The organism is Parolsenella sp. LCP21S3_E11, assembly GCF_052118165.1.
Classification (GTDB): Bacteria; Actinomycetota; Coriobacteriia; order Coriobacteriales; family Atopobiaceae; genus Parolsenella.
Genome location: NZ_JBQKHS010000001.1, coordinates 355692 through 376554, shown reverse-complemented (window position 1 = coordinate 376554; position 20863 = coordinate 355692). Strand labels below are relative to the sequence as shown.

The 20863-nt window shown below is 64.6% G+C and carries 16 protein-coding genes; 6 read left to right on the top strand and 10 right to left on the bottom strand.

Going from position 1 to position 20863, the window contains the following annotated elements; all coding sequences use genetic code 11:
• Nucleotides 1-235 precede the first annotated feature (235 nt).
• Nucleotides 236-1375, top strand: a complete 1140-nt coding sequence (locus ACTQ1Z_RS01615) for a Gfo/Idh/MocA family protein (protein ID WP_441858243.1) — start codon at nucleotides 236-238, stop codon at nucleotides 1373-1375.
• A gap of 314 nt (nucleotides 1376-1689) precedes the next feature.
• Here the strand turns inward: ACTQ1Z_RS01615 and ACTQ1Z_RS01610 are convergent, their stop codons facing one another.
• The 4 genes from ACTQ1Z_RS01610 to ACTQ1Z_RS01595 are packed head-to-tail and all read right to left on the bottom strand — an operon-like array spanning nucleotide 1690 to nucleotide 4827.
• A complete protein-coding gene (locus ACTQ1Z_RS01610) occupies nucleotides 1690-2556 on the bottom strand; it encodes an ABC transporter ATP-binding protein (RefSeq protein ID WP_441858241.1) in 867 nt (288 codons plus the stop codon).
• 1 nt (nucleotide 2557) lies between these two features.
• Nucleotides 2558-3601 carry an ABC transporter substrate-binding protein gene (locus ACTQ1Z_RS01605; RefSeq protein ID WP_441858239.1) on the bottom strand — a complete coding sequence of 348 codons (1044 nt, stop codon included), beginning with the start codon at nucleotides 3599-3601 and terminating at the stop codon, nucleotides 2558-2560.
• A complete protein-coding gene (locus ACTQ1Z_RS01600) occupies nucleotides 3601-4488 on the bottom strand; it encodes an ABC transporter permease (protein ID WP_441858236.1) in 888 nt (295 codons plus the stop codon). Before ACTQ1Z_RS01600 ends, ACTQ1Z_RS01605 begins: the two co-directional genes overlap by 1 nt.
• Before the next feature lie 30 nt (nucleotides 4489-4518).
• Nucleotides 4519-4827: a thiamine-binding protein gene (locus tag ACTQ1Z_RS01595; RefSeq protein ID WP_293815834.1), complete on the bottom strand. Its 309-nt coding sequence runs from the start codon at nucleotides 4825-4827 to the stop codon at nucleotides 4519-4521.
• Nucleotides 4828-5325: 498 nt separating this feature from the next.
• Here ACTQ1Z_RS01595 and ACTQ1Z_RS01590 point away from each other — a divergent pair, with 498 nt between their 5' ends.
• Complete coding sequence (locus tag ACTQ1Z_RS01590) at nucleotides 5326-6333, top strand: hypothetical protein (protein ID WP_441858234.1); 1008 nt, start codon at nucleotides 5326-5328, stop codon at nucleotides 6331-6333.
• 204 nt (nucleotides 6334-6537) lie between these two features.
• Here the strand turns inward: ACTQ1Z_RS01590 and ACTQ1Z_RS01585 are convergent, their stop codons facing one another.
• Nucleotides 6538-7419: a tetratricopeptide repeat protein gene (locus ACTQ1Z_RS01585; RefSeq protein WP_441858232.1), complete on the bottom strand. Its 882-nt coding sequence runs from the start codon at nucleotides 7417-7419 to the stop codon at nucleotides 6538-6540.
• Between the two features lie 240 nt (nucleotides 7420-7659).
• On the opposite strand from ACTQ1Z_RS01585, the gene ACTQ1Z_RS01580 reads away from it, so the two are divergent.
• A complete protein-coding gene (locus ACTQ1Z_RS01580; protein WP_441858230.1) occupies nucleotides 7660-8784 on the top strand; it encodes a hypothetical protein in 1125 nt (374 codons plus the stop codon).
• Between the two features lie 19 nt (nucleotides 8785-8803).
• Here ACTQ1Z_RS01580 and ACTQ1Z_RS01575 read toward each other — a convergent pair whose 3' ends face one another.
• From ACTQ1Z_RS01575 to ACTQ1Z_RS01555, 5 genes are all read right to left on the bottom strand, one after another.
• Nucleotides 8804-9760: an isoaspartyl peptidase/L-asparaginase family protein gene (locus ACTQ1Z_RS01575; RefSeq protein ID WP_441858228.1), complete on the bottom strand. Its 957-nt coding sequence runs from the start codon at nucleotides 9758-9760 to the stop codon at nucleotides 8804-8806.
• A 76-nt stretch (nucleotides 9761-9836) separates the two neighbouring features.
• The gene (dnaE, locus tag ACTQ1Z_RS01570) at nucleotides 9837-13634 is read right to left on the bottom strand and encodes a DNA polymerase III subunit alpha (protein ID WP_441858226.1); all 3798 of its coding nucleotides are present in this window, start codon (nucleotides 13632-13634) and stop codon (nucleotides 9837-9839) included.
• A gap of 452 nt (nucleotides 13635-14086) precedes the next feature.
• Complete coding sequence (locus ACTQ1Z_RS01565; RefSeq protein ID WP_343005486.1) at nucleotides 14087-15085, bottom strand: 2-keto-3-deoxygluconate permease; 999 nt, start codon at nucleotides 15083-15085, stop codon at nucleotides 14087-14089.
• Nucleotides 15086-15186: 101 nt separating this feature from the next.
• The gene (locus tag ACTQ1Z_RS01560) at nucleotides 15187-15936 is read right to left on the bottom strand and encodes an SDR family NAD(P)-dependent oxidoreductase (protein ID WP_441858224.1); all 750 of its coding nucleotides are present in this window, start codon (nucleotides 15934-15936) and stop codon (nucleotides 15187-15189) included.
• A 340-nt stretch (nucleotides 15937-16276) separates the two neighbouring features.
• Nucleotides 16277-17224 (bottom strand): bile acid:sodium symporter family protein, encoded by a 948-nt coding sequence (locus ACTQ1Z_RS01555; protein ID WP_441858222.1) that lies wholly within the window; start codon nucleotides 17222-17224, stop codon nucleotides 16277-16279.
• A 247-nt stretch (nucleotides 17225-17471) separates the two neighbouring features.
• Here ACTQ1Z_RS01555 and sufC point away from each other — a divergent pair, with 247 nt between their 5' ends.
• The 3 genes from sufC (at nucleotide 17472) to ACTQ1Z_RS01540 (ending at nucleotide 20861) form a co-directional block, all read left to right on the top strand.
• Nucleotides 17472-18242, top strand: coding sequence for a Fe-S cluster assembly ATPase SufC (gene sufC, locus ACTQ1Z_RS01550; protein WP_320680377.1), 771 nt, complete (start codon nucleotides 17472-17474; stop codon nucleotides 18240-18242).
• A gap of 117 nt (nucleotides 18243-18359) precedes the next feature.
• Complete coding sequence (gene sufB / locus ACTQ1Z_RS01545) at nucleotides 18360-19730, top strand: Fe-S cluster assembly protein SufB (protein WP_317285955.1); 1371 nt, start codon at nucleotides 18360-18362, stop codon at nucleotides 19728-19730.
• A complete protein-coding gene (locus ACTQ1Z_RS01540; RefSeq protein WP_441858220.1) occupies nucleotides 19731-20861 on the top strand; it encodes a SufB/SufD family protein in 1131 nt (376 codons plus the stop codon).
• Nucleotides 20862-20863: the final 2 nt, after the last annotated feature.

The following is a 20863-nucleotide window of genomic DNA, read 5'->3' as shown; positions in this document are numbered from 1 at the left end:
CCCCGTGCAAGCCCCGACGCAGTGTCGCACCTCGTCATGCGCGCCGCGCGCCTCGCCGGCCCCGCTCACAAAAGCATTCGCCCGTTCACAAAAGGCTTCTGTTTGACTGCGGTCAATTACTTAGAATTGTCGTGCCGAACGCAGCCCAGTCATCCCAGCACGCCCGGTGCGTGCCAGCTCGCACCGCCGTCCCTGCCAACTCGACCCAGCGCCACCAACAAACGAGGAGAACCACATGCCAGAACCCATCCGCCTTGCCACCATCGGAACGTCAATGATCAGCGACGACCTCCTCGACGCAGCGGCGCAAGTCGATAGCATCAAGTACGTGGGCACCTACTCGCGCAACCCCATCACGGCCCGCGAGTTCACCGAGCGTCACGGTGGTACTCGCCCGTTCACCACGCTCGAGCAGCTCGCCAACTGCAAGGACGTCGATGCCGTCTACATCGCGAGCCCCAACGCGCTCCACTTTGACCAGACCCTCGCCTGCATCCGCGGAGACAAGCACGTCCTCATCGAGAAGCCGGCCTGTTCCAACCGTTTCCAGACGCAGTCCCTTTATGCCGCGGCGGAACTCCACCATGTCGTCGCGCTCGAGGCAATGCGCCCGATCCACGACCCCGCCTGGGCCAAGATCTTCGGCTCCCTCGAGGAGCTCGGCACCCTCCGCCGCGCGACCTTCCGCTTCGGCAAGTATTCCTCGCGCTATGACGACGTGAAGGCTGGTCGCCACACGAACATCTTCGACACCAAGATGGCATCCGGCGCCCTCATGGACATGGGCATCTACACGGTCGAGCCCATGGTCGCACTCTTCGGCATGCCGGACAGGGTCGTTGCAGCGCCCACACTCATCTCGGACTCCAAGTGCGAGACCACCAACGGCATCATCGACGGAGCCGGCTCCGTGCTCTGCACCTACGGCCCCCACTCCGGAACGCCTGGCCTCGTGGTCGAGCTCGCCTATTCGAAGATCTCGACAGACCTGCTTCCCTCGCAAATCGAGGGTGACCTCGGCACGATGACCATCGATTCGATGGCATCACCGCAGCACGTGTCCATCATGACGCGTGGCAAGGCGGTTCGCGGCAGCGCCTCGACCGAATCGAACAGGCCCAATTCGACCACGCGCGAGCTCGACATCGAGTGTCGCACGAACAACATGGTCTACGAGCTCAGGGACTTCGTCTCCCTCATTCGCGGCGAGAAGCTCGACACGCTGTGGGGAAGGGGGATCACGGTTCGCGGCGCGCTTCAGAGCTATGACTGCGTGACCTTCAACTCGCTCAGCGTCTGCGACGAGATTCGCAACCAGGCAGACGTTCACTTCCCGGCGGACTTCCGCTTCTCGTCCGACTTCCGCGTGGAGTAGGCGAAGACCAAGGGCGCATCGCGCGCGGGTCCGCTCGCCCACGCGGCCAAGCTCCGTTCACACGAGAGCCCGCGCGTTGGCGAACAAATTGAGAAACATGAAAGGCGGCACAGGTTGGGAACCATTCCCACCTGCGCCGCCTTTTTGATGCCTTCGAGCCGCAGAAACGCCCCTGGAAGCGGACATCGGCAGCCATCGAACCGCAGAAGCGCCTTCCCCGGGAACGGGCATCGAATCGGAGAAAAGCCTTCCCCGGGAACGGGCATCGGCGGCCATCGAGAGCCGCGGGTGCCGTCAGTGGCCGTCCGGGCACCCTACCCCAGCAGCTCCAGCACCCTCCGCTTCACGTCGAGCGAGGCAGGTGTGAGGAGCCACTCCCCTCGCGCGTCGCGCGAGACGTCGACGGGCACCTCGCCCACGAGACTGCTCGGACGCCCCTCCTTGGGGTTGCCGCGCATAACGAGGATCCGATCGGCCATCTCTACCGCCTCATCCACGTCATGTGTGATGAGAACGCAGGAAATGCCCAGGTCAGTCACCATGGAGAGGAACCACGAGCGCATATCCCGACGCGTGAGGGCGTCAAGCGCGCTAAACGGCTCGTCCATGAGGACGACGTCGTTGTCCATGAGGTAGGTGCGAAGCAGGGCCGCACGCTGGCGCATGCCGCCGGACAGCTCGCCGGGATAGCTCGCCTGCGTGCCGTCGAGCCCGAAGCGCTCGAAAAGCGGCTCCGCCTTAGCGTGCGCCTCGCGACGCGGCATGCCGGAGAGGAGAAGCGGCAGGCAGACGTTATCGATGATGGTGCGCTGAGGCAGGAGGAGGTCCTTCTGCAGCATGTACGAGATGCGGCCGGGCCTTCCCGTGACGTCCTCCCCATGGAGCAGGACCTCGCCAGAAACGGGCGTCGTGAGGCCGGCGAGACCATGGAACAGCGTCGACTTTCCGCAGCCGGAGCGGCCCACTAGGCACACCATCTCTCCCGGCGCGACCGAGAGCGAGACGCCCTCGACCGTCGGCGTGCCGCCCGCCTCCCACGCGAGCGTGAGGTCGTGGACCTCAAGCGCGGGCGCGGATGGAGCGCTCAACGCGGCGGCCATAGCGCCGTCGGCACCGATGCCCGCGGCATCCACGCCGGCGGCGTCCGCGCGCACTTCTCCCCTATCCTCAGACACGGTCACCCTACTGCTCCAGGTAGTCCATGCTGAAGCCGCCGTTGACGTCGAGCGCGACGGGCGTGAGCTGGTTGTCGTTCATCCAGGTGTAGAACTTGGCCCAGCGCTCGGAATCGATGATGCCCCAGCTAGAGGCATCGGCGGTGTACTGGTCAGCGAGGTACTCGGCGCTGGCCTTCGCGAGGTCCGCGTCGGTCTCGGGGGCGGCGTCGACGAGGATCTGGGCGGCCTCGTCCGGGTTCGTCACGCAGAACTCGTAGCCCTTCTTCGTGGCGCGGAGGAACGCCTTGGCGACCTCGGGGCTGTTGGCGAGGAAGTCGTTATTGGCGATGATGACCGGAGTGTAGTAGTCGAAGACTGAGTCAATGCTGCGGAAGGACCAGTAGTCGCAGGCGAGGTCCTGGAGCTTGGCGTTCTGCAGGCCCCAGCCCTCGTAGCCCCAAACGCAGTCGAACTGGTTGGACTTCAGGCCGCTGACCTCGTCACCGGAGGGAACGAGCTGGACCTTGGAGAAGTCGCCGCCGTCGGTCTCGACGACGCTCTTGACCATGGCCTTCTCGACGTCCTGGTCCCAGGTGCCGTAGCGCTTGCCCTCCATGCCGCGCGGACGGTCGATGCCCTCGCCGGCGCGGCTCATGATGCCGGAGGTGTTGTGCTGGATGGTCGCGGCGACGGCCGTCACGGGCAGTGGGTCGTCCGAGCCGAGATAGTTGGCCATGACGTCCTGGTAGCCTATGCCGAACTGGGCCTTGCCGGTGCCCACGAGAGCGTCGGCGCCATCCTCGGGCGGCTGGACGACCTCGACGTCGAGGCCCTCGTCGGCGTAGAAGCCCTTGGCGATGGCCACGTAGACGCCGGAGTGGTTGGTGTTGGGCGTGTAGTCGAGCACGAACGTGAGCTTGGTAGCGTCACCCGCGGCGGCGGTGGAGGCAGCGGCAGTGTCGGCGGCGTTCTGGCCGCCACAAGCGGTGAGACCGGCAAGAGCGACGGCGGAGGTGGCGATCCCGGCGCCCGCCACGAACTCGCGGCGAGAGATGGAGGACTTGGTCATTACTGATTCTTCCTTTCTGCCCTATCCCACGGCATACATGCCATGCGAAGCACGGAGACGAGCCCCATGAGCAAGAGGGAGAGGGCCGAGATGATGAGGATGACGGCAAACATCTTGTCGTACGAATAGGACTTGCGAACACGCGTCATGTAGACGCCTAGGCCCACAAAGCCACCGAGCCACTCGGAGACCACGGCACCCACCACGGCATACGTCGCGCTGATCTTGAGGCCCGCGAAGAAGCTCTCCGCAGCGGCGGGCAGCTTCGCGTACCAGAAGATCTGAGCGCGCGTCGCGTTCATGGTGCGCATGAGGTCGATGACGTCCGGGTCGACGCTGCGGAAGCCGCTCGCAAGCGACACGGTGACGGGGAAGAACGTCCCCAGCACGACGAGCAGCACCTTTGGCATCAACCCGTAGCCAAACCACAGCACGAGAAGCGGGGCGATGGCCACGGTGGGGATGGTCTGCGAGATGGTGACGATCGGATCGAGCGCACGATAGACGGCCCCGAAGCGGTCCATGAGGACGGCGACGACGAAGCCCACGGCGACACCCAGGACAAGGCCGAGAAGCGCCTCGGCGATCGTGACGCCCGAATGGCTCACGAGCAGCGGGAGATCGGCCACGAGCGCCTGGACGACCTGCACCGGGCTCGGCAGCAGGTAGGTGGGGACGAGACCCGCCATGCAGACGAGCTGCCACAACACGAGAAGCGCGGCGACCGTCAGCACCGGCGCGACCCAACGCGCCCGAGAGCGCGCGGCGCCGTTGCCCGCATCGACACGAACGGCTGCGGCGCCCTTCGTGGCCGCATGGCCCGCAGCGGCGCTTTTCGTCGAGCTGCCGTCTGCGTGGCTTCCCGCCAAGGCGTCCCCGGTGGTCACGTCCTTGTCCTTCGAGCGCGAGACCATGGGCTAGTTCTCGTCCTGGTGGTACTTGCCGACCTTCTTCTCGGTGGAGAGGACGGCGCCATTCGGCTTGTAGTCGATCTTGGCGTAGGTCATGACCTGGCCGCAGCCAGCCTCGGCCGCCACGAGCTGGCAGCGCTTGAGGACCTCCATGCAAGTGTCATAGTCGCCCTCGATGGCGGTCTCGAACGGGCCGACATACGGGTTCACGTCGTACTTCTGGATCTCCTCGATGACAGCGTCGACCACGCGGATGACCTCGTCGTCGTTGGCGGCGTCCATCGGCAGGACCTGAATCGCAACGCTACATTCCATGCAAACCTCGCTTTCCGCAAGGGCCCAAGCTCGCCGAGCGGCGCACCGCCAAACGAATCGGGGCCCTCGCCATTGGCGGGAGCCCCGTACGAATCGCACGTATTGGTTCCCTACGCTGGCATTACCCAGATCAGGTTTTAGGTCAGGGCCGCAATCCTAGGCCCAATCTCAGCCGGCATGCGCCAGCCCCCCGTTACGGCACGAATAATAGCACGCATCGATTGCGATGGCATTCATTTGCCATCACCACACATATCGCCGTCTGGCGCAATCCCACATCAGCGCCAATAGATGAGATTTCCCGTTTCCTCCTTCGTACTTGCAGGCGACGTGGGTCCAGGAGCGAAAAGCATCGTGCGTCACAGGCGCCCCACGTCCCGCGCACCGCCGCGCATCTTGCGAATTCGTGAGGATTACTTCACATGGGCGGGACCCGCTGACAATCCGGGTACGTATTCCCTACAGCAAAAAACGAAGGAACGCGGGAAGCGAACGTGCATGGCTCAGTCTAATGATCGCAACACGAAGGGCGGACTCTTCGACGATTTCTCGTTCTCGACCGTCATTGCAAGCGGTCTAGCAGCGGGAACATCATTTGCTCTCTCCTCGCAGATTGGCCTCGCGGGCTCGCTTATCGGCGTCGTCATAGGCGGTCTCGCGTCCGCCGCGGCGTCACAGATCTACAAGTCCATCCTCAAGGCCTCGGCGGAGAAGCTCTCGTCGAATGATGGCGAGACGGGCTCCGTCGCCATCGACGGCCAGGCCCCCCGTGACGATAACGATGCGACGCGCGTCGTAGACAGCACCCGCATTGCCGATAAGACGCGCGTCGTAGATAGCGCCCGCGTTGCCGATAAGACGCGCGCCCTCGGCAACTCGCACGACGATGTCCTCAAGCGCGGCGCTTCCGTCGCCGACGCGACCATCCCCAGCCAACCGCGCGCGGCATCGGTCTCAGGCAGCAGCCACGTCAAGGAATACGCCGAGACGGGCACGCCCATCGCGCCGGTAGCCATACGTGCCGCCGCCCACCGACGCGAGCGCGATGTCATACGCCGCAGGGCGACCATATTCATGGCCGCGGCATCCATCATCGCGGTGCTCGTCTTCGCGCTCGTCGTCAGCATCGCGACCAAGGGCGAGGGCATCGGCAGCTCCACCACCATCGTGGTCGAAGCGCCACAGACGACGCAGGCCGCCACCGGGACCGCTACGACGCACAAGCACCCCGCCACGACCGAGGAGGCACACGCCAGCCTGCAAGGCGGATCGAACAGCAACCGAGACGAGGGTGCGAGCTCGTCTTCCCCCTCAACGTCCGGTTCCTCGTCAAACCCCTCGAATGGTGGCTCGAGCGACGGCAGTGCATCGGACTCCAGCTCCAGCAAGCCCGAAGGCGACGCCTCCAGCTCCGGCTCCGCCTCGGACTCGACCCTCTCGAATGGCTCGGCCAACGGCAATGGCTCAAGCGACACGGCAAACGGATCCGGCGGTTCGACGAAGTAGATTCCGGCAGCGAATCAGCCCCCACGCGCCAGCCGCCAGTAGCTAAGGCTCGCTTTGGCGTGCCCAGCGTCGAGACGGCACGTTAGGCACCGGCTCCGAGACGCTCGGTAACCGGCTTGCCAATCCAGGGAAACGCGCTCGATAACCGGCCTCCAAGCAGGGATGGACACTCGGTAACCAACTCGTCAATCAAGGACGAGGCACTTAGAAGGTCGGTCCGTCGATGACTTGCCCGTCGATGATTGCCCTGGCCTTCTCCTGGCCCTCGATGGCCTCCTCGAGGCGCTTGCGATAGTAGGTTTGGCCGTTATCGATATCGATGCGCAGACCAATCTCTGCCTGCTGGAAGAGTTGGAGGACGCGCATGGGATCGCGCTTGGCACCCGCAGACTCGCAGTCCTCGGACAGAAGCAGCTGGGCGATCCTGATGGCGGGCTGAGCAATCTCGACGATGTCCTCCGCAAGATCGAGGCTGCGGCTCCAGAGCTGATAGGCCTTGGCCATATCGCGCTCGACGAACTTGCCGCGACTGTACATGTCGCCGAGCTTGTACGCCGCCTCGCTGGAATCAGCAAGCGCGGCAGCGAGGGCGTAGTACTGATACGCTTTCTGATAGTCACGCTCGCCGGTACGCCCGTACTCCCAGATGTAGCCCAGATTGATGATGGACTGATAGCAGCCGTGGTTCATCGCCATCTCATAGAGCTCCGCGGCCTTGGCATAGTCCTGCTCAACGAGGTCACCCATGTAATAGAGGGCGCCAAGGCCATTCATACAGGCGGCATCACCGCGCGAGATGCCCATCTTATAGCCAAGGAAGAGAAGCTTCGACACGTCGTCGCTATCCGCTGCGGCCACGTAAATGCGCTGGTGGTTCCGCGCGACGAAGGCCGAGAACGCTCCGGACTCGCTCGAGAACGCCGCCTCGCCCATCTCCCGGAGGAGCGCGTCGACATCCACACAAGACCCGCCATCAAGCAGACGCTCAATGGCGCCACGCTCATCAGCCGTTAGCTCGACATTCGCAATCCTTGCAGCGCGCATCTCCTCTTCAAGCGTCGCTGCGTACTTGCTCTCATCCACCATGGCTTCCTCCAACGGGGCCGTGTTCCATCGAAGATGAGGCCATTATAGAAAGGCTTTCGGACATTAATGGGAGTCCAACGCGAACAGCAAAAGCGCTGCTACAAGCGGCACGCGGACGCACCGAGCTTCGCGTACACGCGAGCTAGCTGGTACGATAAGCCGAGCGTGACTATTAAGTGACAGCCGCGGGCACGCGGGAGACCCCTGCGCCGCGCGGCGCGACCACGACCGAGGAGCACCATGGCACCCCTCAGCGAGAACGAGAAGAAGCAGATCCGGCGCTACTGCGTCTACCCCAAGGTCGCCCTCGTGGCACTCGTCATGGCATTCGTGACGTGCCTCATGCTGGTCCCCCTCGAGATGATCGATGACCTGGTCTTCCATCACAAGGGCTTCCAGGACACGGGGCTCAACGTCATCCTCGCGCTCGTCGCCGTCAACCTCGTGGCTTTCTGCTTCTGGACCCTCCGCCCGAAGTTTGGCATGCGCGGCAAGCAGTGGCGCGCGCTGCAGGAGAGGCTCGCCGTCTCGCAGCAGGAGACTGACCGCTCGGCGCAAATCGCCGCCGCCATAGGCGCGCAGGCGGCAGGGCGCCTGCTTAGCGACAGCGATTCCGACCTGGCAAAAGGCCTGGGCGGAGTCGCGCAGGTTGCCGGTGCCGTGGGCACCGTGCTGACCGTGGCGGACATCCTGTCGGAGACCTCGGCCAACGCCGAGGCGATGGCCGGTGCCTACGGCGTGCCCGTCCCGAACGTCAGAAGATGGAGGGTCGCGCTCGTGGTGCTGCCCATCGTCATCGCCATCGGGGCGTACGTCCCGCAGTACGCGCAGGCGAACCGCGAGCTCGACGCGCGCGTTGCCAGCGCCGCCAAGCGGATTGGCATCGCACGAGATGCGCTGGCGGGCACCTGCGCCCGCGTCTCGGCGGACGATCCCCGCGAACGCTACAAGGACTACGGCTACCACGTGATCGGCTACCTGCGCGAGTCCGAGGACGGCGTCCAGGAATCCTACGTCTACCTCGACTTTGACGACGAGGGCACGCTCACCGATGTCAGCTATTGCATGGAGGTCAACGTGAGCGCCACGCTCGAGGAGAGCCTCGGCCAGGCCATGCGCGACATCGCGGAGCTTGGCACGGCGCTCGAGGGGCTTGACGTGCCCACCTCGAACGCAGGCCCGCTCGCGGTGCCGCGGGTACCGGACGATTTCCGTGAGGCGTTCCTCGCCGGCTCGCCCTACGAGAGCATCCGCGTCTACTCGGACGGCGGCCCCGTCAAGACGTCATGCTCCTTCGACACGGAGCCTGAGGAGGAGTTTGACCAGTACACGCACCCGTGCATCCGGGTCTCGCTTCGGAGTTGACAAAGGGACTGTCCCTTTGTCAACTTTTGGCGACGCGCGTGTTTCCCTGGGCCCAGGCGTAATTCATCTGCGTCCTCGCCGTACGGCCAATCACACCCGCGCCCTTGGCGGGAACGACGATGACGCCGCCGCTGCCTCCCCTGCCGTCCACGGCGGAGAGCATCGCCTCGGCAGCCTCGCTCGGGGTCTCGCCCGCAAGCGCGACACGCGCGTGGATCTGGTACGCCGAGGACTCCTGGATGAACTTCTCACCCGTTCCGGTGCAGCTTACGGCCACGCTGCCTTGGTTCGCATAGGTTCCGGCGCCGATGACGGGCGAGTCTCCCACGCGGCCAGGCATCTGGCCCGTGATGCCGCCAGTTGACGTGCCCGCGGCGATGCGGCCGTTGACGTCACGCGCCACGGCGCCCACCGTGCCATGGCGCGTCGCGGAGTCGTCGTGGCCTGCCGCAGCGCGAGCGCGGAATTCCTCGAGCTGGGCGAGGCGATGCTCGGTCACGAAGTAGGAGTTGTCAACCTGTTCGATTCCCCACTCCTCGAGCTGGGAAGCCGTAGGCTGGGAGAAGAGCACGTGCGGCGTGCGCTCCATAACCGCGCGAGCGACGTCGATGGGGTGCTTCGCCGTCGTGAGACCGCAGGCGGCGCCGCAGGAGCCATCGCCAAGCATGAGGCTGCTGTCGAGCGCTGCCGTGCCGTTGAGCGTGAGCGCGGCGCCGTGGGCGCAGTTGAAGCAGGGGGCGTCTTCCATGATGTGAATGGCCGCGATGACGGCCTCCTCGGCAGGCGCACCAGCCGCGAGCTGGGCATATCCCGCCTCAACCGCGCGAGCGAGGGCAGCTTCGGTCTCTGATGCCTGCTCGGGCGTCATCTCGTGGAGACGCCTGCCGGCGCCGCCGTGAATGACGAGCAGCGGACCCTCTCCGCCGACCTCAATGACATCCGGCGGCTCGACCGATTCGACTGCCTGCGCCTTCATGGTTCCCCTTCCATTTGCCGCCACGTGGATGATAGCCGTCCCGCCGCTGCGGGAGAGCCACAAGCCGGCCGTTTGCCTACGAGACCGTCGCGGTCCCCTTGTCCCTCAGGAGGTCCTGGACGCGCGCCATGAGCATGACGTTCTTGGCATCGACCCGGCACGGCACCTCCATACGGAGGCGGTCACCCGACTCGCTCACGACGAACAGCTCGACGCGGTCAAAGCCCTGGTGCAGGCTGAGAACCTTCTGCAGCTGCTCGAGCATGCTACGCGACAGCGCACTCGGCTCGAGCATGATCTCGAGCACCTTGGGCTTGTTGGTCTTCTCCGACAGCTCGAGCGGCTCGATGGCCGTCGCCAAGAACTGGTCGCCGCGATCGCTGCGGTCAATGCGACCGAGGACGCGCACGAACACGTCACCCGTCTGCTCGCCCGTCTGCTCGTCGGTCTGGCCAGCGAGGACCGCGGCGCTCTTCTTGTACGCCTTGGGGAACACCACGACGTCAAGCTCATTCTCCATGTCCTCGAGCTGGACGATGGCCATCGGGTCGCCGTTCTTCGTCGTGCGCTTCTGCATGCCCGACACCATGCCAGCAACCCAGAAGGGCTTCTCGCCACCGACGTCCACATGGCGCACCTCGCCCGTGACGCTGGTCTTCTCGTAGCCGTTCAGCACCTCGCCCAACGTGTAGTCGCGCGCCTTGGAAAGCGCGTACTCATACGGGCGCAGCGGGTGGTCAGAAATGTAGAGGCCGAGAACTTCGCGCTCCTGCGCGAGCTTGAGCGTACGGTCCCACTCGACGGGGCTCGGCTCGGGGGCCTCGTCCTCGAAACCGGCTCCCTCGACGTCGCCAAACAGGTCGAACATCGAGCTCTGACCAGCGGCGCGGTCCTTCTGGCGCTTCGTCGCGGCGTCGATGATGTTTGCCGGGTTGTTCTTGTCGACGAACTCCATGAGCTGGCGGCGCGGGTATCCCGTCGAGTCGAAGGCGCCGCCCTTGATGAGGGCTTCGATGACGCGACGGTTGCACGTGCCGGTGTCCACGCGGTCCACCAGGTCATGTAGGTTCTTGAAGTTACCGCCGCGCTCTCGCTCCTCGATGATGAGATCCGCGACGCCCTCGCCCACGCCACGGATGCCGGCGAGGCCGAAGCGCACGCCCTCCTTCGTGGCCGTGAACTCCTTACCAGACTCGTTGATGTCAGGCGGCAGCACCTGGATGCCGTCGTGGCGACACGCGGAGACGTAGTGGACGATCTTATCCGTCTTGCCCGTGTAGCTAGTGAGAACTGCGGCCATGTACTCGTTGGGATAGTGCGCCTTGAGCCAGGCCGTCTGCATGACGAGGATGGCGTAGCCCGCGGAGTGCGACTTGTTGAACGCGTAGGACGCGAACTCGAGAACGTCGTCCCAGATGCGCTGGGCGACCTCGCGCTTGTAGCCGTTCTTGACCGCACCGTTCATCCAGTGGTCATACGTCGTCTCGTCCGAGCCATCCTCCCAGTGAAGGATGGTCGAGGTCAGAAGCTTGATCTTCTTCTTGGCCACGGGCTTACGGATGCGGGAGTCAGACTCGCCCTTGGAGAAGCCGCACATCTCGACGGAGATGAGCATGACCTGCTCCTGGTAGACCATGGTGCCGTAGGTCTCGCCGAGGATGTCATCGAGGCGCGGATCATAGGAGACCGCGGGCTCCTTGCCGTTCATGCGGTTGATGTAGGACGAGACCATGCCGGCGCCAAGGGGGCCCGGGCGGTACAGGGCGATAAGTGCCACCACGTGCTTGTACTCGGTGGGCTTCATGTTCTTGATGGTGGCCGTCATGCCCGAGGACTCGACCTGGAAGACGCCCGCCGTGTGGCCCGATCCCATGAGCTCGAAGATCTTCGGGTCATCGAAGGGAATCTCCGCCTCGTTGATGTCGATGCCGTAGTTGGCCTTGATGTTCGCCTTGGCCTTCGAGATAACCGTGAGCGTGCGCAGGCCCAGGAAGTCCATCTTAAGCAGGCCCATGTCCGCGACGGTGTGGCCCTCGTACTGGGTGATCTCGACGCCACCCTTGGTGTCGAGCTTCGTGGGGCAGTGCTCGTTGACGGGGTCACGGCAGATGAGGACCGCGCACGCGTGCACGCCCTCGCCGCGGATCATGCCCTCGAGCGACAGCGCCGCGTCGATAATGCGATGGGCGTCCGGATCAGAGTTGTAGGCGTCGACGAAGTCCTGCGAGTACTGGTCCTCGCGGCCCTCGACCTTGTTCATCGTTGCCTTGAGTGTGGCGTTGGGCGCGGCGCTGATCATCTTGGAGAGGCGCTGGCCCATGTAGACCGGGAAGTCGAGGACGCGCGCGGCGTCGTTGACGGCCTGCTTGGCCTTGATGGTGGAGTAGGTGATGACGTGCGTGACCTTCTCGGGACCGTAGAGCTGACGTACGTGCTCGACGACCTCGAGGCGACGCTCATCGTCGAAGTCCATATCGATATCGGGCATCTCGGTACGCTGCGGGGAGAGGAACCTCTCGAACATCAGGCCGTTCTCGAGTGGGTCGAACGCCGTGATGTTCATGGCGTAGGCGACGATGGCTCCCGCCGCCGAGCCACGGCCCGGACCGACGCCGATGCCGTTGTCCTTGGCCCACTGCACGTACTCCGCCACAATCAGGAAGTACGCGGCGAAGCCCTTATCGCAGATGACCTTGTACTCGTACTCGAAGCGCTCCTTGATGTTTACGCCATTGATCTCGCGCGTGGCCCAGTCGTCGCCGTAGTGCTGGCGCAGGCCCTTCTCGCACTCGCGACGGAACTGGCTCTCGTGAGTCTCGCCCGGATCGAGCAGCGGGAAGCGCGGGAGGATGATCTGGTCCCAGTCGAGCTCGACGTTGCACTTCTCCGCCAGCTCGAGGGTGTTCTCGCAGGCATCCGGGCACCAGGAGAAGAGGGTGCGCATCTCCTCCTCGCTCTTCATGTAGAACTCGCTGCCCTCCATGCGCATGCGGTTCTCGTCATCGATCTTCGAGTTCATGCCGATGCACATCATGAGGTCCTGCGTGGGGGCGTCCTCGCGCGTGAGGTAGTGGAAGTCGTTCGTGGCGATGACCTTGAGGTCGAGCGAGCGGGCCAGCTCCACGAGCTGCTCGTCGAGCTGATGGTCCGTCATGCCGTTCTCGAAGGTAAGGCCGTGGTCCTGAATCTCGATGTAAAAGTCGCCGGGGGCGAAGATCTCCTTGAAGGTGCGGGCCCACTTGAGGGCCTCGTCCGGCTGGCCGCGCAAGATGGAGCGCGGGATGATGCCGGAGACGCACGCCGCCGTGGCGATGATGCCCTCGGAGTGGGCACGAAGCATCTCGAGCGTCGTGCGGGGCTTGTAGTAGAAGCCGCGAACGGCCGCGTCGCTCATCATCTGCATGAGGTTGACGTAGCCGGTCTGGTTCTTGGCGAGCAGGATCATGTGGTAGAGCTCGGGCTTGTGGTCGCGCGAGAGGGAGTCATCCGGCGTGAAGTAGGCCTCACAGCCAAAGATGGGCTTCACGAGCGGGCGCGGCTTCACCTCGTCGAGATCACGGCCGGCCTCGTGCGCGGCGACGTCGATCTGCCACTGCGCGTACGCCTCAGGCTCCTTCTCCGCGTCAGGCTCCACGATCTCGCGGCCCTTTGCGTAGTTCTCCTTGTCATGGAACCACTGCTGCCAATCCGCCTGCTGGTGGTTGTACTTGGCACACTCGAGGTCGAGGTCAGGCACGCCATACATATAGCCGTGATCCGTGATGGCGACGGCGGGCATCTTGAGGTCGACCGCACGCTTCACCATCGCGGAGACGCGCGTGGCACCGTCGAGCATCGAGTAGTCGGTGTGGTTATGGAGATGTACGAACGCCATTTCGCTCCCTCTGCGACGGCCCGCGGAGGCACCGTCGCCGCATAGTCTCTCGCCAAGATTTCACGACTCTGAGGATAGCGCACGTTCCGGACACCCTTTCGACCGTCGGCACGCTTCATCCCTCTCCCACGCCATGTTCGGGGATTGACAACGCCCGCCCCGCGGGGGCTGAAAACCTGCAAAAGGGACAGTCCCTTTTTCAGGTTTCAGGTCGCGCGCATTGGCGGAAAGTTGACAAAGGGACAGTCCCTTTGTCAACTTTTGCCGGCAGCCGCGGCCCGCACAGCGCGACTGCCGCGAGCCGCGCGGGTCCCACCGCACGCAAGCCGCCCACGTCGAGCCGCGAGACGAGAGAGGCCGCCGCATCCCTGGGGATACGGCGGCCTCTCGATTCGCGCGCACTAAAAGCGAGCGTTGCCCTTACGCGGCGCTACCCTAACGCGGCGGCAACCTTACGCGGCTGCACCGGCGTCGGCGGCCTTCTCGGCCTTCTCGGCATTGAAGTGCTTGTAGCACCAGCTGGTGACAATCGGCGTCAGGATGGCGGTCACGATGGCGCACGCAGCGACCTGGGCGGTGGCAACGGCAAGGACGTCTCCGCCATAGAGGGCCTCGTCGGTCGCGGCCATGGCGGCAGGCGTGGCGACGTTGGCGCCAGCGCAGCTCGAGATCGCGGCGCCGGCGACACCGGTGCCGCCCGTCAGGCGGTCGATGAAGACTGCGGGGATGGCGAAGACGACGGAGCACAGGACGCCGAGCAGGATGCCAGGCAGGCCACCAGCGACGAGCTGGCCAAACGTCATGGTGCTGCCCATGGCGAAGAACGTCAGGACGATGACGCCGGTCAGTGCGGGAGCCATCATCTTCTTGAAGCTCGGGAAGACGTTGCCGAGGATGATGCCCACGACGATAGGCAGGATGGCGCCCACGAGGGACCAGCCGATGGAAGCCTGGCCGGCGGCGCCCAGAACGATCATCGTGACAGGCGGGCCCACGACGAGCGTCGTGATGGCGACGGCGCCGCGCTCGGCCTCGTTGCCCATCGAACCCATCAGGCCGGCGTACATAGCGTTGTTGGCGCCGGTGCAGGCCGCAAGGATGACCATCGCGGACAGGCCGAGGAAGTTGTTGCCCGTGAACAGGACGATCAGTGCCACGGCAATGACGACGACCTGCTTGGCGATGATGATGATCGCACCGCGAGCGGCGGCGGCGGGAGCGCTCTTGAACGAGATCGTGGTACCCACGATGAGGAGGAACGCGCCAACGAGCGGGCTGACGCCATTCTGCGTCATGCCCAGCGTGAAGCTGCCGAGCGTCTTGAACATCTCGGGGAACAGCGTGTTGAGCAGGCAGCCCAACAGAAGCGGCACCAGGATCGTGGCGCCGGGGATGGAGGACATCTTGAAGAAGGGCTTCTTCTCCTCCACCACAGCAGTGGAATCACTCATTGGAAAAACTCGCTTTCGAAACTCGAGAAAAAAGGAGCGCGCGGGCCGGGAGCTATCCGGCACCGCGCGCTTTACGGACGCAATCGCGCGCGCTGCGGGAATTACCCGTCGAGGACGATGCCGCCGTCGCAGTCGCCGATCTCGCCGTTGACGAAGCTCGCGGCGTCAGAGGCGAAGAACAAGACCATCTGCGCGGGCTCGCCGGCCTGGGCGGCGCGGCCCAGAGGAATGCCGGCGATGATGCGCTGGGAGTTCTCGTCAGAGAGGATCGAGGTCATGTCGGTGAGGGTGAGCGACGGGCAGACGGCGTTGCAGCGGATGCCGAACTTGCCGCCCTCCTTGGCAACCGCCTTGGTGAGACCGTTGACGCCGGCCTTGGAGCTGGCATAGGCCGCGGTGCCGAGAAGGCCGCCGCCAATCTTGCCGGCGACGGAGGAGACGTTGACGATGGTGCCGGCGTGAGCGGCCTTGAAGTGCGGGTAGACCGCGGACATCATCGTGAAGACGCCGTTGAGGTTGATGTTGATCGTACGAGTCCACTCAGCGTCGTCGATCTCGTCGAACTTCTTGGTGGAGATGACGCCGGCGCAGTTGATGAGCGTGTTGACGCCCGGTACCTCGGCGAAGATCTTCTCGACGGTCTCGCGGGCCTTGGGCGTGTCGGAAACGTCGAGCTGATAGAAGTAGTTGCCCTCGCCGAGCTTGGCGACGGCGGCCTCGCCCTTGTCCTTGCTGCGGGCGATCAGGACGACGTGGCCGCCGCCCTCTACGATGCCCTTCGCGATCTCGTAGCCGATGCCCTGGGTGCCACCAGTCACGATCGCGGTCTTGCCAGTGAAGTCGAAGACCATGGTTTCTCCCTCTTTGGATTCTTGCGCGTCGTGGGCGGCGGAAGCCCCCTCCCGGGGTTCGCGGCGTGCCTTGTCGAGTGCACAATAGGCGCGAATTGTTGCAAGCGAATCTCTATGGTCGAGAACTTTGCGAGCGGTACTTATTTTTACGCGAACGGCAAACGGTAGTCACTCATCCGTGAACGGTATGACTTGACCACGTATTTCGATACATTTTGTGCTCGCATTATGGAGAGACAGCCTCTAACCTGCTACGAAAAACCTGCAAAAGGGACAGTCCCTTTTGCAGGTTTCAGGCTGCGCGCATTGGCGGAAAGTTGACAAAGGGACTGTCCCTTTGTCAACTTTTGAGGAGCTTGCGCTCCATGAGGGAGCCGTAGATGCCGGCGAGGGCTTGCTGGAAGAGGGTGCCCATCATGACCGGGAAGACGACCTCGCCCGGGAAGAACTGCGCCGCGATCACGGCGCCGGCGGAGATGTTGCGGATGCCCACGCAGAAGCACGAGGTCACGATCCTCGAAGTGGGCCTCTTGCGCACCAGCGCCAGGGCGATGCCCAGCGCGAAGCCGCACGCAGCGAAGACGAGGATGAAGGCCGCGACCTCCACGAGTTCCGGCGTGAGGTGACGCACCTGGTCGCTCATCTGTGAGGAGTTGCTCGCGATGATGATCATGAGCAGCACCTTCACGGCGGGTGACAGGGCGGGTGACAGCTTTTCGTGACCCCAGCCGTAGGTCACGTTGTTCACGAGCATGCCGGCGATGGCAGGCAACGCGATCATGAACGCCATGTTGCTCATCATCTGCGGCACGTCAACCTGAACGTCCGCCCCCAGCAGCAGCTTGAGCGTGAAGGGAATGCTCACGGGCGAGAGCACGGTGGAGACAAGGATCGACGCAAGCGCCAGCGAGAGGTCGCCTTCATACATGCCGCACCACATGAAGCACACCACACCCACGGGCACGCAATACTCGAGCGTGACGCCAGTCACGAGGTTGGGGTTTCCGCTGAATAGCACGCTCGCAATGAGATGCGCCACGACGGGCATCGCGATCATGCTCACCCCAAGGATGCACAGCACGTCCTTGGGGTGGCGGAACTGCACGGCCACGCTCTTGAAGTCGTTGTTCAGAGACCCCTGGAACGTCAGGAGCGCGAACATCGCGGGGACCGCAGGCTTGGCCAGGCCAAACACCTCGGGAAACAGCACGCCAAGAATCACGCACGTAGGTGCGATGAACGACATGTGCGAGCCGATCGCCTTACCAAACTTGGTCCATCTATCCATGCAATAGTCCCATCTCGGAAATGTGGCGGCACCACGCACGTGACGGCACCACGCGCGTGGGGCCCGCGTCAGGAAGCGCGGCGATCACATTCCGGAGAAGCAGAGCCCCCTCTTCGAAGATGCCGCAGCCTCGTTTTCAAAGATAACCCTCCACATCGCCGGTATTTTCAGGCGAATAGGTGCTAATCCCACTTTCTATGGGGTATTATCTCTGAGGCTGTTTTGACAGGCAAGGTTAGGAAATCAAATGGAACACCTCCTTAACATCCGTGGCGTGAGCGCGAGCGCGGACGACAAGCCCATCCTCCATGGCGTTGACCTCGCGGTTAACGCCGGCGAGTGCCACGTCCTCATGGGACCGAACGGCGCCGGCAAGTCGACCCTCGGCCACGTCATCATGGGCGACCCCACTTACCGCACTACCTCCGGCACAATCGAGTTCGCCGGAGAGGACATCACGGACCTCTCGCCCAACAAGCGCTCGCTCGCAGGCCTCTTCCTCTCCTACCAGGCACCGGTCGAGATTCCGGGCGTACCCCTGTACAGCTTCCTGCGCACCATCTGCCAGAAGCGCCCCGAGCTCAAGATGACGGCCAAGCAGTTCCGCCGCCGCGTCGGCGAGCTCTGTGACGAGCTCGACATGGACTCCTCCTACCTCACCCGCGAGCTCAACGTGGGCTTCTCCGGTGGCGAGAAGAAGAAGGTCGAGATGCTCCAGCTGCTGCTCCTGCAGCCCAAGCTCGCCATCCTCGACGAGACGGACTCCGGCCTCGACGTCGACGCCCTCTCCGTCGTCTCGCGCGGCATCACCGCCTACCGCGAGCAGTGCGACGGCGCCCTCCTCATCATCACGCACAATACGCGCATCCTCGAGCGCGTCGAGGTCGACCGCACCCACGTCATGGTGAAGGGCCACCTCGTCGCCGAGGGCGGCCCGGACCTCATCGCCCAGATCGACGCCAACGGCTTCGAGAGCTACGAGGCCAAAGAGGCCGCCGTCGAGCAGGCGGAGGCGTAGCGCATGTTGACCGAGGACAAGGCCCCCGTGGCCCCCGTCGACGTCACCGAGTCCGGTTCCGTTCCCGGGGCCGCCCCCGAGCGCAAGCGCGCCGAGGTCGCCGACGTCGACCGCAGCATGTATGACTTCGTGAAGCCCGAGGCCGGCTACGAGCGCTTCGCCGACGGCCTCTCCGGCGACATCGTCGAGGAGATCAGCCGCAAGAAGGACGAGCCCGAGTGGATGCTCCAGATGCGCCTCAAGGCCCTCGAGACCTACGAGCGCATGGAGATGCCCAAGAACTGGGGTCCGGCCATCGGCGGCCTCGACATGAGCACCATCTCCACCTACGTCGCGAGCGGCTCCAAGCAGGCCGACTCCTGGGACGAGGTCCCGGACGACATCAAGGACACCTTCGAGCGCCTCGGCATCCCCGAGGCGGAGCGCACGAGCCTCGCCGGCGTGGGCGCCCAGTATGACTCGGAGATCGTCTATCACAACATGAAGGACGAGGTGGCAAAGTCCGGCGTGGTCTACACCACGGTGGAGGACGCCATGCACTCCGGCTACGAGGACATGATCCGCGAGCACTTCGGTACCCTCATCCCCATGACGGACCACAAGTTCGCGGCGCTCCACTATGCCGTCTGGAGCGGCGGCTCGTTCGTCTACGTGCCCGCCGGCGTGAAGCTCGACTTCCCGCTCCAGAGCTACTTCCGCCTGAACGCCGCGGGAGCCGGCCAGTTCGAGCACACCCTCATCATCGTCGAGCCCGGCGCTGACCTGCACTTTATTGAGGGTTGCTCCGCGCCCAAGTACAACGTGGCCAACCTCCACGCAGGTGCCGTGGAGCTCTTCGTGGGCAAGGGCGCGCGCCTGCGCTACTCCACAATCGAGAACTGGTCCAAGAACATGTACAACCTCAACACGAAGCGCGTACGCGTGGAGGAGGACGGCAAGGTCGAGTGGGTCTCCGGCTCGTTCGGCAGCCACGTCTCCTACCTCTACCCCAGCTCGCTGCTCGTAGGCCCGCGTGCGAGCTGCGAGTTCACCGGCATCACGTTCGCCGGCGCCACGCAGAACCTCGACACGGGCTGCAAGGTGACCCTCGCCGCGCCCGACACGCGCGCCTCGGTCGACACCAAGTCGCTCTCAAAGGGCGGCGGCATCTCGACCTTCCGCAGCTCCGTCGTGGTGACGAAGAAGGCCGAGCGCGCCCGCGCCTCCGTAAGCTGCAGCTCGCTCATGCTCGACGACATCAGCCGCTCTGACACCATCCCCGCGATGGACGTCCGCTGCGCCTCCGCAAGCGTCGGCCACGAGGCCACGATTGGCCGCATCTCTGACGACACGATCATGTACCTCATGAGCCGCGGCTGCTCCGAGCAGGAGGCTCGCACGATGGTCGTCAACGGCTTTGCCGACCCAGTCTCGAAGGAGCTGCCGCTCGAGTACGCCGTCGAGATGAACAACCTTATCAAGCTCGAGATGGAAGGGGCGATTGGTTAGATGGCGCACACCCTCACCGGCGTTGGCCTCACGCCCGCCCAGACCTGGAACTGGCTCAAGACGAACGACACCACCCTCGTCGTTCCCGAGCCGCCCGCCGCAGACCCCATGGCCGAGGTTCCCGCCTCCGCCCGCCGCATCACCTGCGGTGCAGGCGCCGAGGCGACCCAGTGGCTCGACGCCTCCGCGACCGACCGTCGCACCATCGTCGTGCCCGCCGACACCACCGGCGAGCGCATCTCCGTCAAGGTCGACACCTCGCCCGGCAGCGTCGCGCAGACGAGCGTCTTCGTGCGCCCCGGCGCCGAGGCGTTCGTAGACGTCGTAGCCGCAGACGGCCTCGGTGCCGCGCCCAAGGCCCGCGACGAGCGCGCCCACGCCGAGGACAACGAGGCTGCCGCCCGCGAGGACGACGCCCCCGTCACGAGCGGTCACGTCCTTCGCATCCACGCGGAACAGGGCAGCCACGTCCACGTGACGCTCCTCGTCGCCGCCACCGCGGGCGAGCAGTATCTCGACAGCCTCGGCATCGTCGCCGATGACCGCGCGGAGGTCGCCGTCCGCCAGTACGTGATCGGCGCCGCGACCACGGCCCTCGGCTCCACGATCGACCTTGCCGGAGACCGTTCCCGCCTCGACCTCTCGCTTCGCTACCTCGCAGGCGCGGGAGAGAAGCTCGACCTCGCCTACACCGTTCCCGTGAGGGGCGTCAAGGCGCGCGCGAACCTCGACATGACAGGCGTCCTCTCGGATGACGCCAAGAAGGCCCTGCGCGCCACGATCGACCTCGTCAACGGCTGCAAGGGAGCCAAGGCCTCCGAGCAGGAGACCGTCCTCGTCTGCGGCGACGACGTCGTAAACAAGACGCTCCCCACCATCCTGTGCGACGAGGACGATGTCGAGGGCTCCCACGGCGCCGCCATCGGCACCGTGAGCCCCGAACAGCTCGCCTACCTGAGCGACCGCGGCCTTACCGAGGACGAGGCGGAGGGTCTCTTCCGCCGCGCCATCGTCGACGACGCCGCGATCACCCTTCCCGGCGACGCTCCTGCAGCCGTCATCTCTTGGGCCGAGCGCGCGCTCGGCAGCCAGACAGCGGCAGAGATTCGTGATATGATCGAGGAGGCCTAACC

What these genes read in the sequence shown, in the direction of transcription:
- ACTQ1Z_RS01605 (WP_441858239.1), bottom strand. Translation starts at nt 3,601, where the DNA reads ATGACCAAGTCCTCCATCTCTCGCCGCGAGTTCGTGGCGGGCGCCGGG.
- ACTQ1Z_RS01595 (WP_293815834.1), bottom strand. Translation starts at nt 4,827, where the DNA reads ATGGAATGTAGCGTTGCGATTCAGGTCCTGCCGATGGACGCCGCCAAC.
- ACTQ1Z_RS01580 (WP_441858230.1), top strand. Translation starts at nt 7,660, where the DNA reads ATGGCACCCCTCAGCGAGAACGAGAAGAAGCAGATCCGGCGCTACTGC.
- dnaE (WP_441858226.1), bottom strand. Translation starts at nt 13,634, where the DNA reads ATGGCGTTCGTACATCTCCATAACCACACCGACTACTCGATGCTCGAC.
- ACTQ1Z_RS01575 (WP_441858228.1), bottom strand. Translation starts at nt 9,760, where the DNA reads ATGAAGGCGCAGGCAGTCGAATCGGTCGAGCCGCCGGATGTCATTGAG.
- ACTQ1Z_RS01540 (WP_441858220.1), top strand. Translation starts at nt 19,731, where the DNA reads ATGGCGCACACCCTCACCGGCGTTGGCCTCACGCCCGCCCAGACCTGG.
- ACTQ1Z_RS01560 (WP_441858224.1), bottom strand. Translation starts at nt 15,936, where the DNA reads ATGGTCTTCGACTTCACTGGCAAGACCGCGATCGTGACTGGTGGCACC.
- ACTQ1Z_RS01590 (WP_441858234.1), top strand. Translation starts at nt 5,326, where the DNA reads ATGGCTCAGTCTAATGATCGCAACACGAAGGGCGGACTCTTCGACGAT.
- ACTQ1Z_RS01585 (WP_441858232.1), bottom strand. Translation starts at nt 7,419, where the DNA reads ATGGTGGATGAGAGCAAGTACGCAGCGACGCTTGAAGAGGAGATGCGC.
- sufC (WP_320680377.1), top strand. Translation starts at nt 17,472, where the DNA reads ATGGAACACCTCCTTAACATCCGTGGCGTGAGCGCGAGCGCGGACGAC.
- ACTQ1Z_RS01555 (WP_441858222.1), bottom strand. Translation starts at nt 17,224, where the DNA reads ATGGATAGATGGACCAAGTTTGGTAAGGCGATCGGCTCGCACATGTCG.
- ACTQ1Z_RS01615 (WP_441858243.1), top strand. Translation starts at nt 236, where the DNA reads ATGCCAGAACCCATCCGCCTTGCCACCATCGGAACGTCAATGATCAGC.
- ACTQ1Z_RS01565 (WP_343005486.1), bottom strand. Translation starts at nt 15,085, where the DNA reads ATGAGTGATTCCACTGCTGTGGTGGAGGAGAAGAAGCCCTTCTTCAAG.
- sufB (WP_317285955.1), top strand. Translation starts at nt 18,360, where the DNA reads ATGTATGACTTCGTGAAGCCCGAGGCCGGCTACGAGCGCTTCGCCGAC.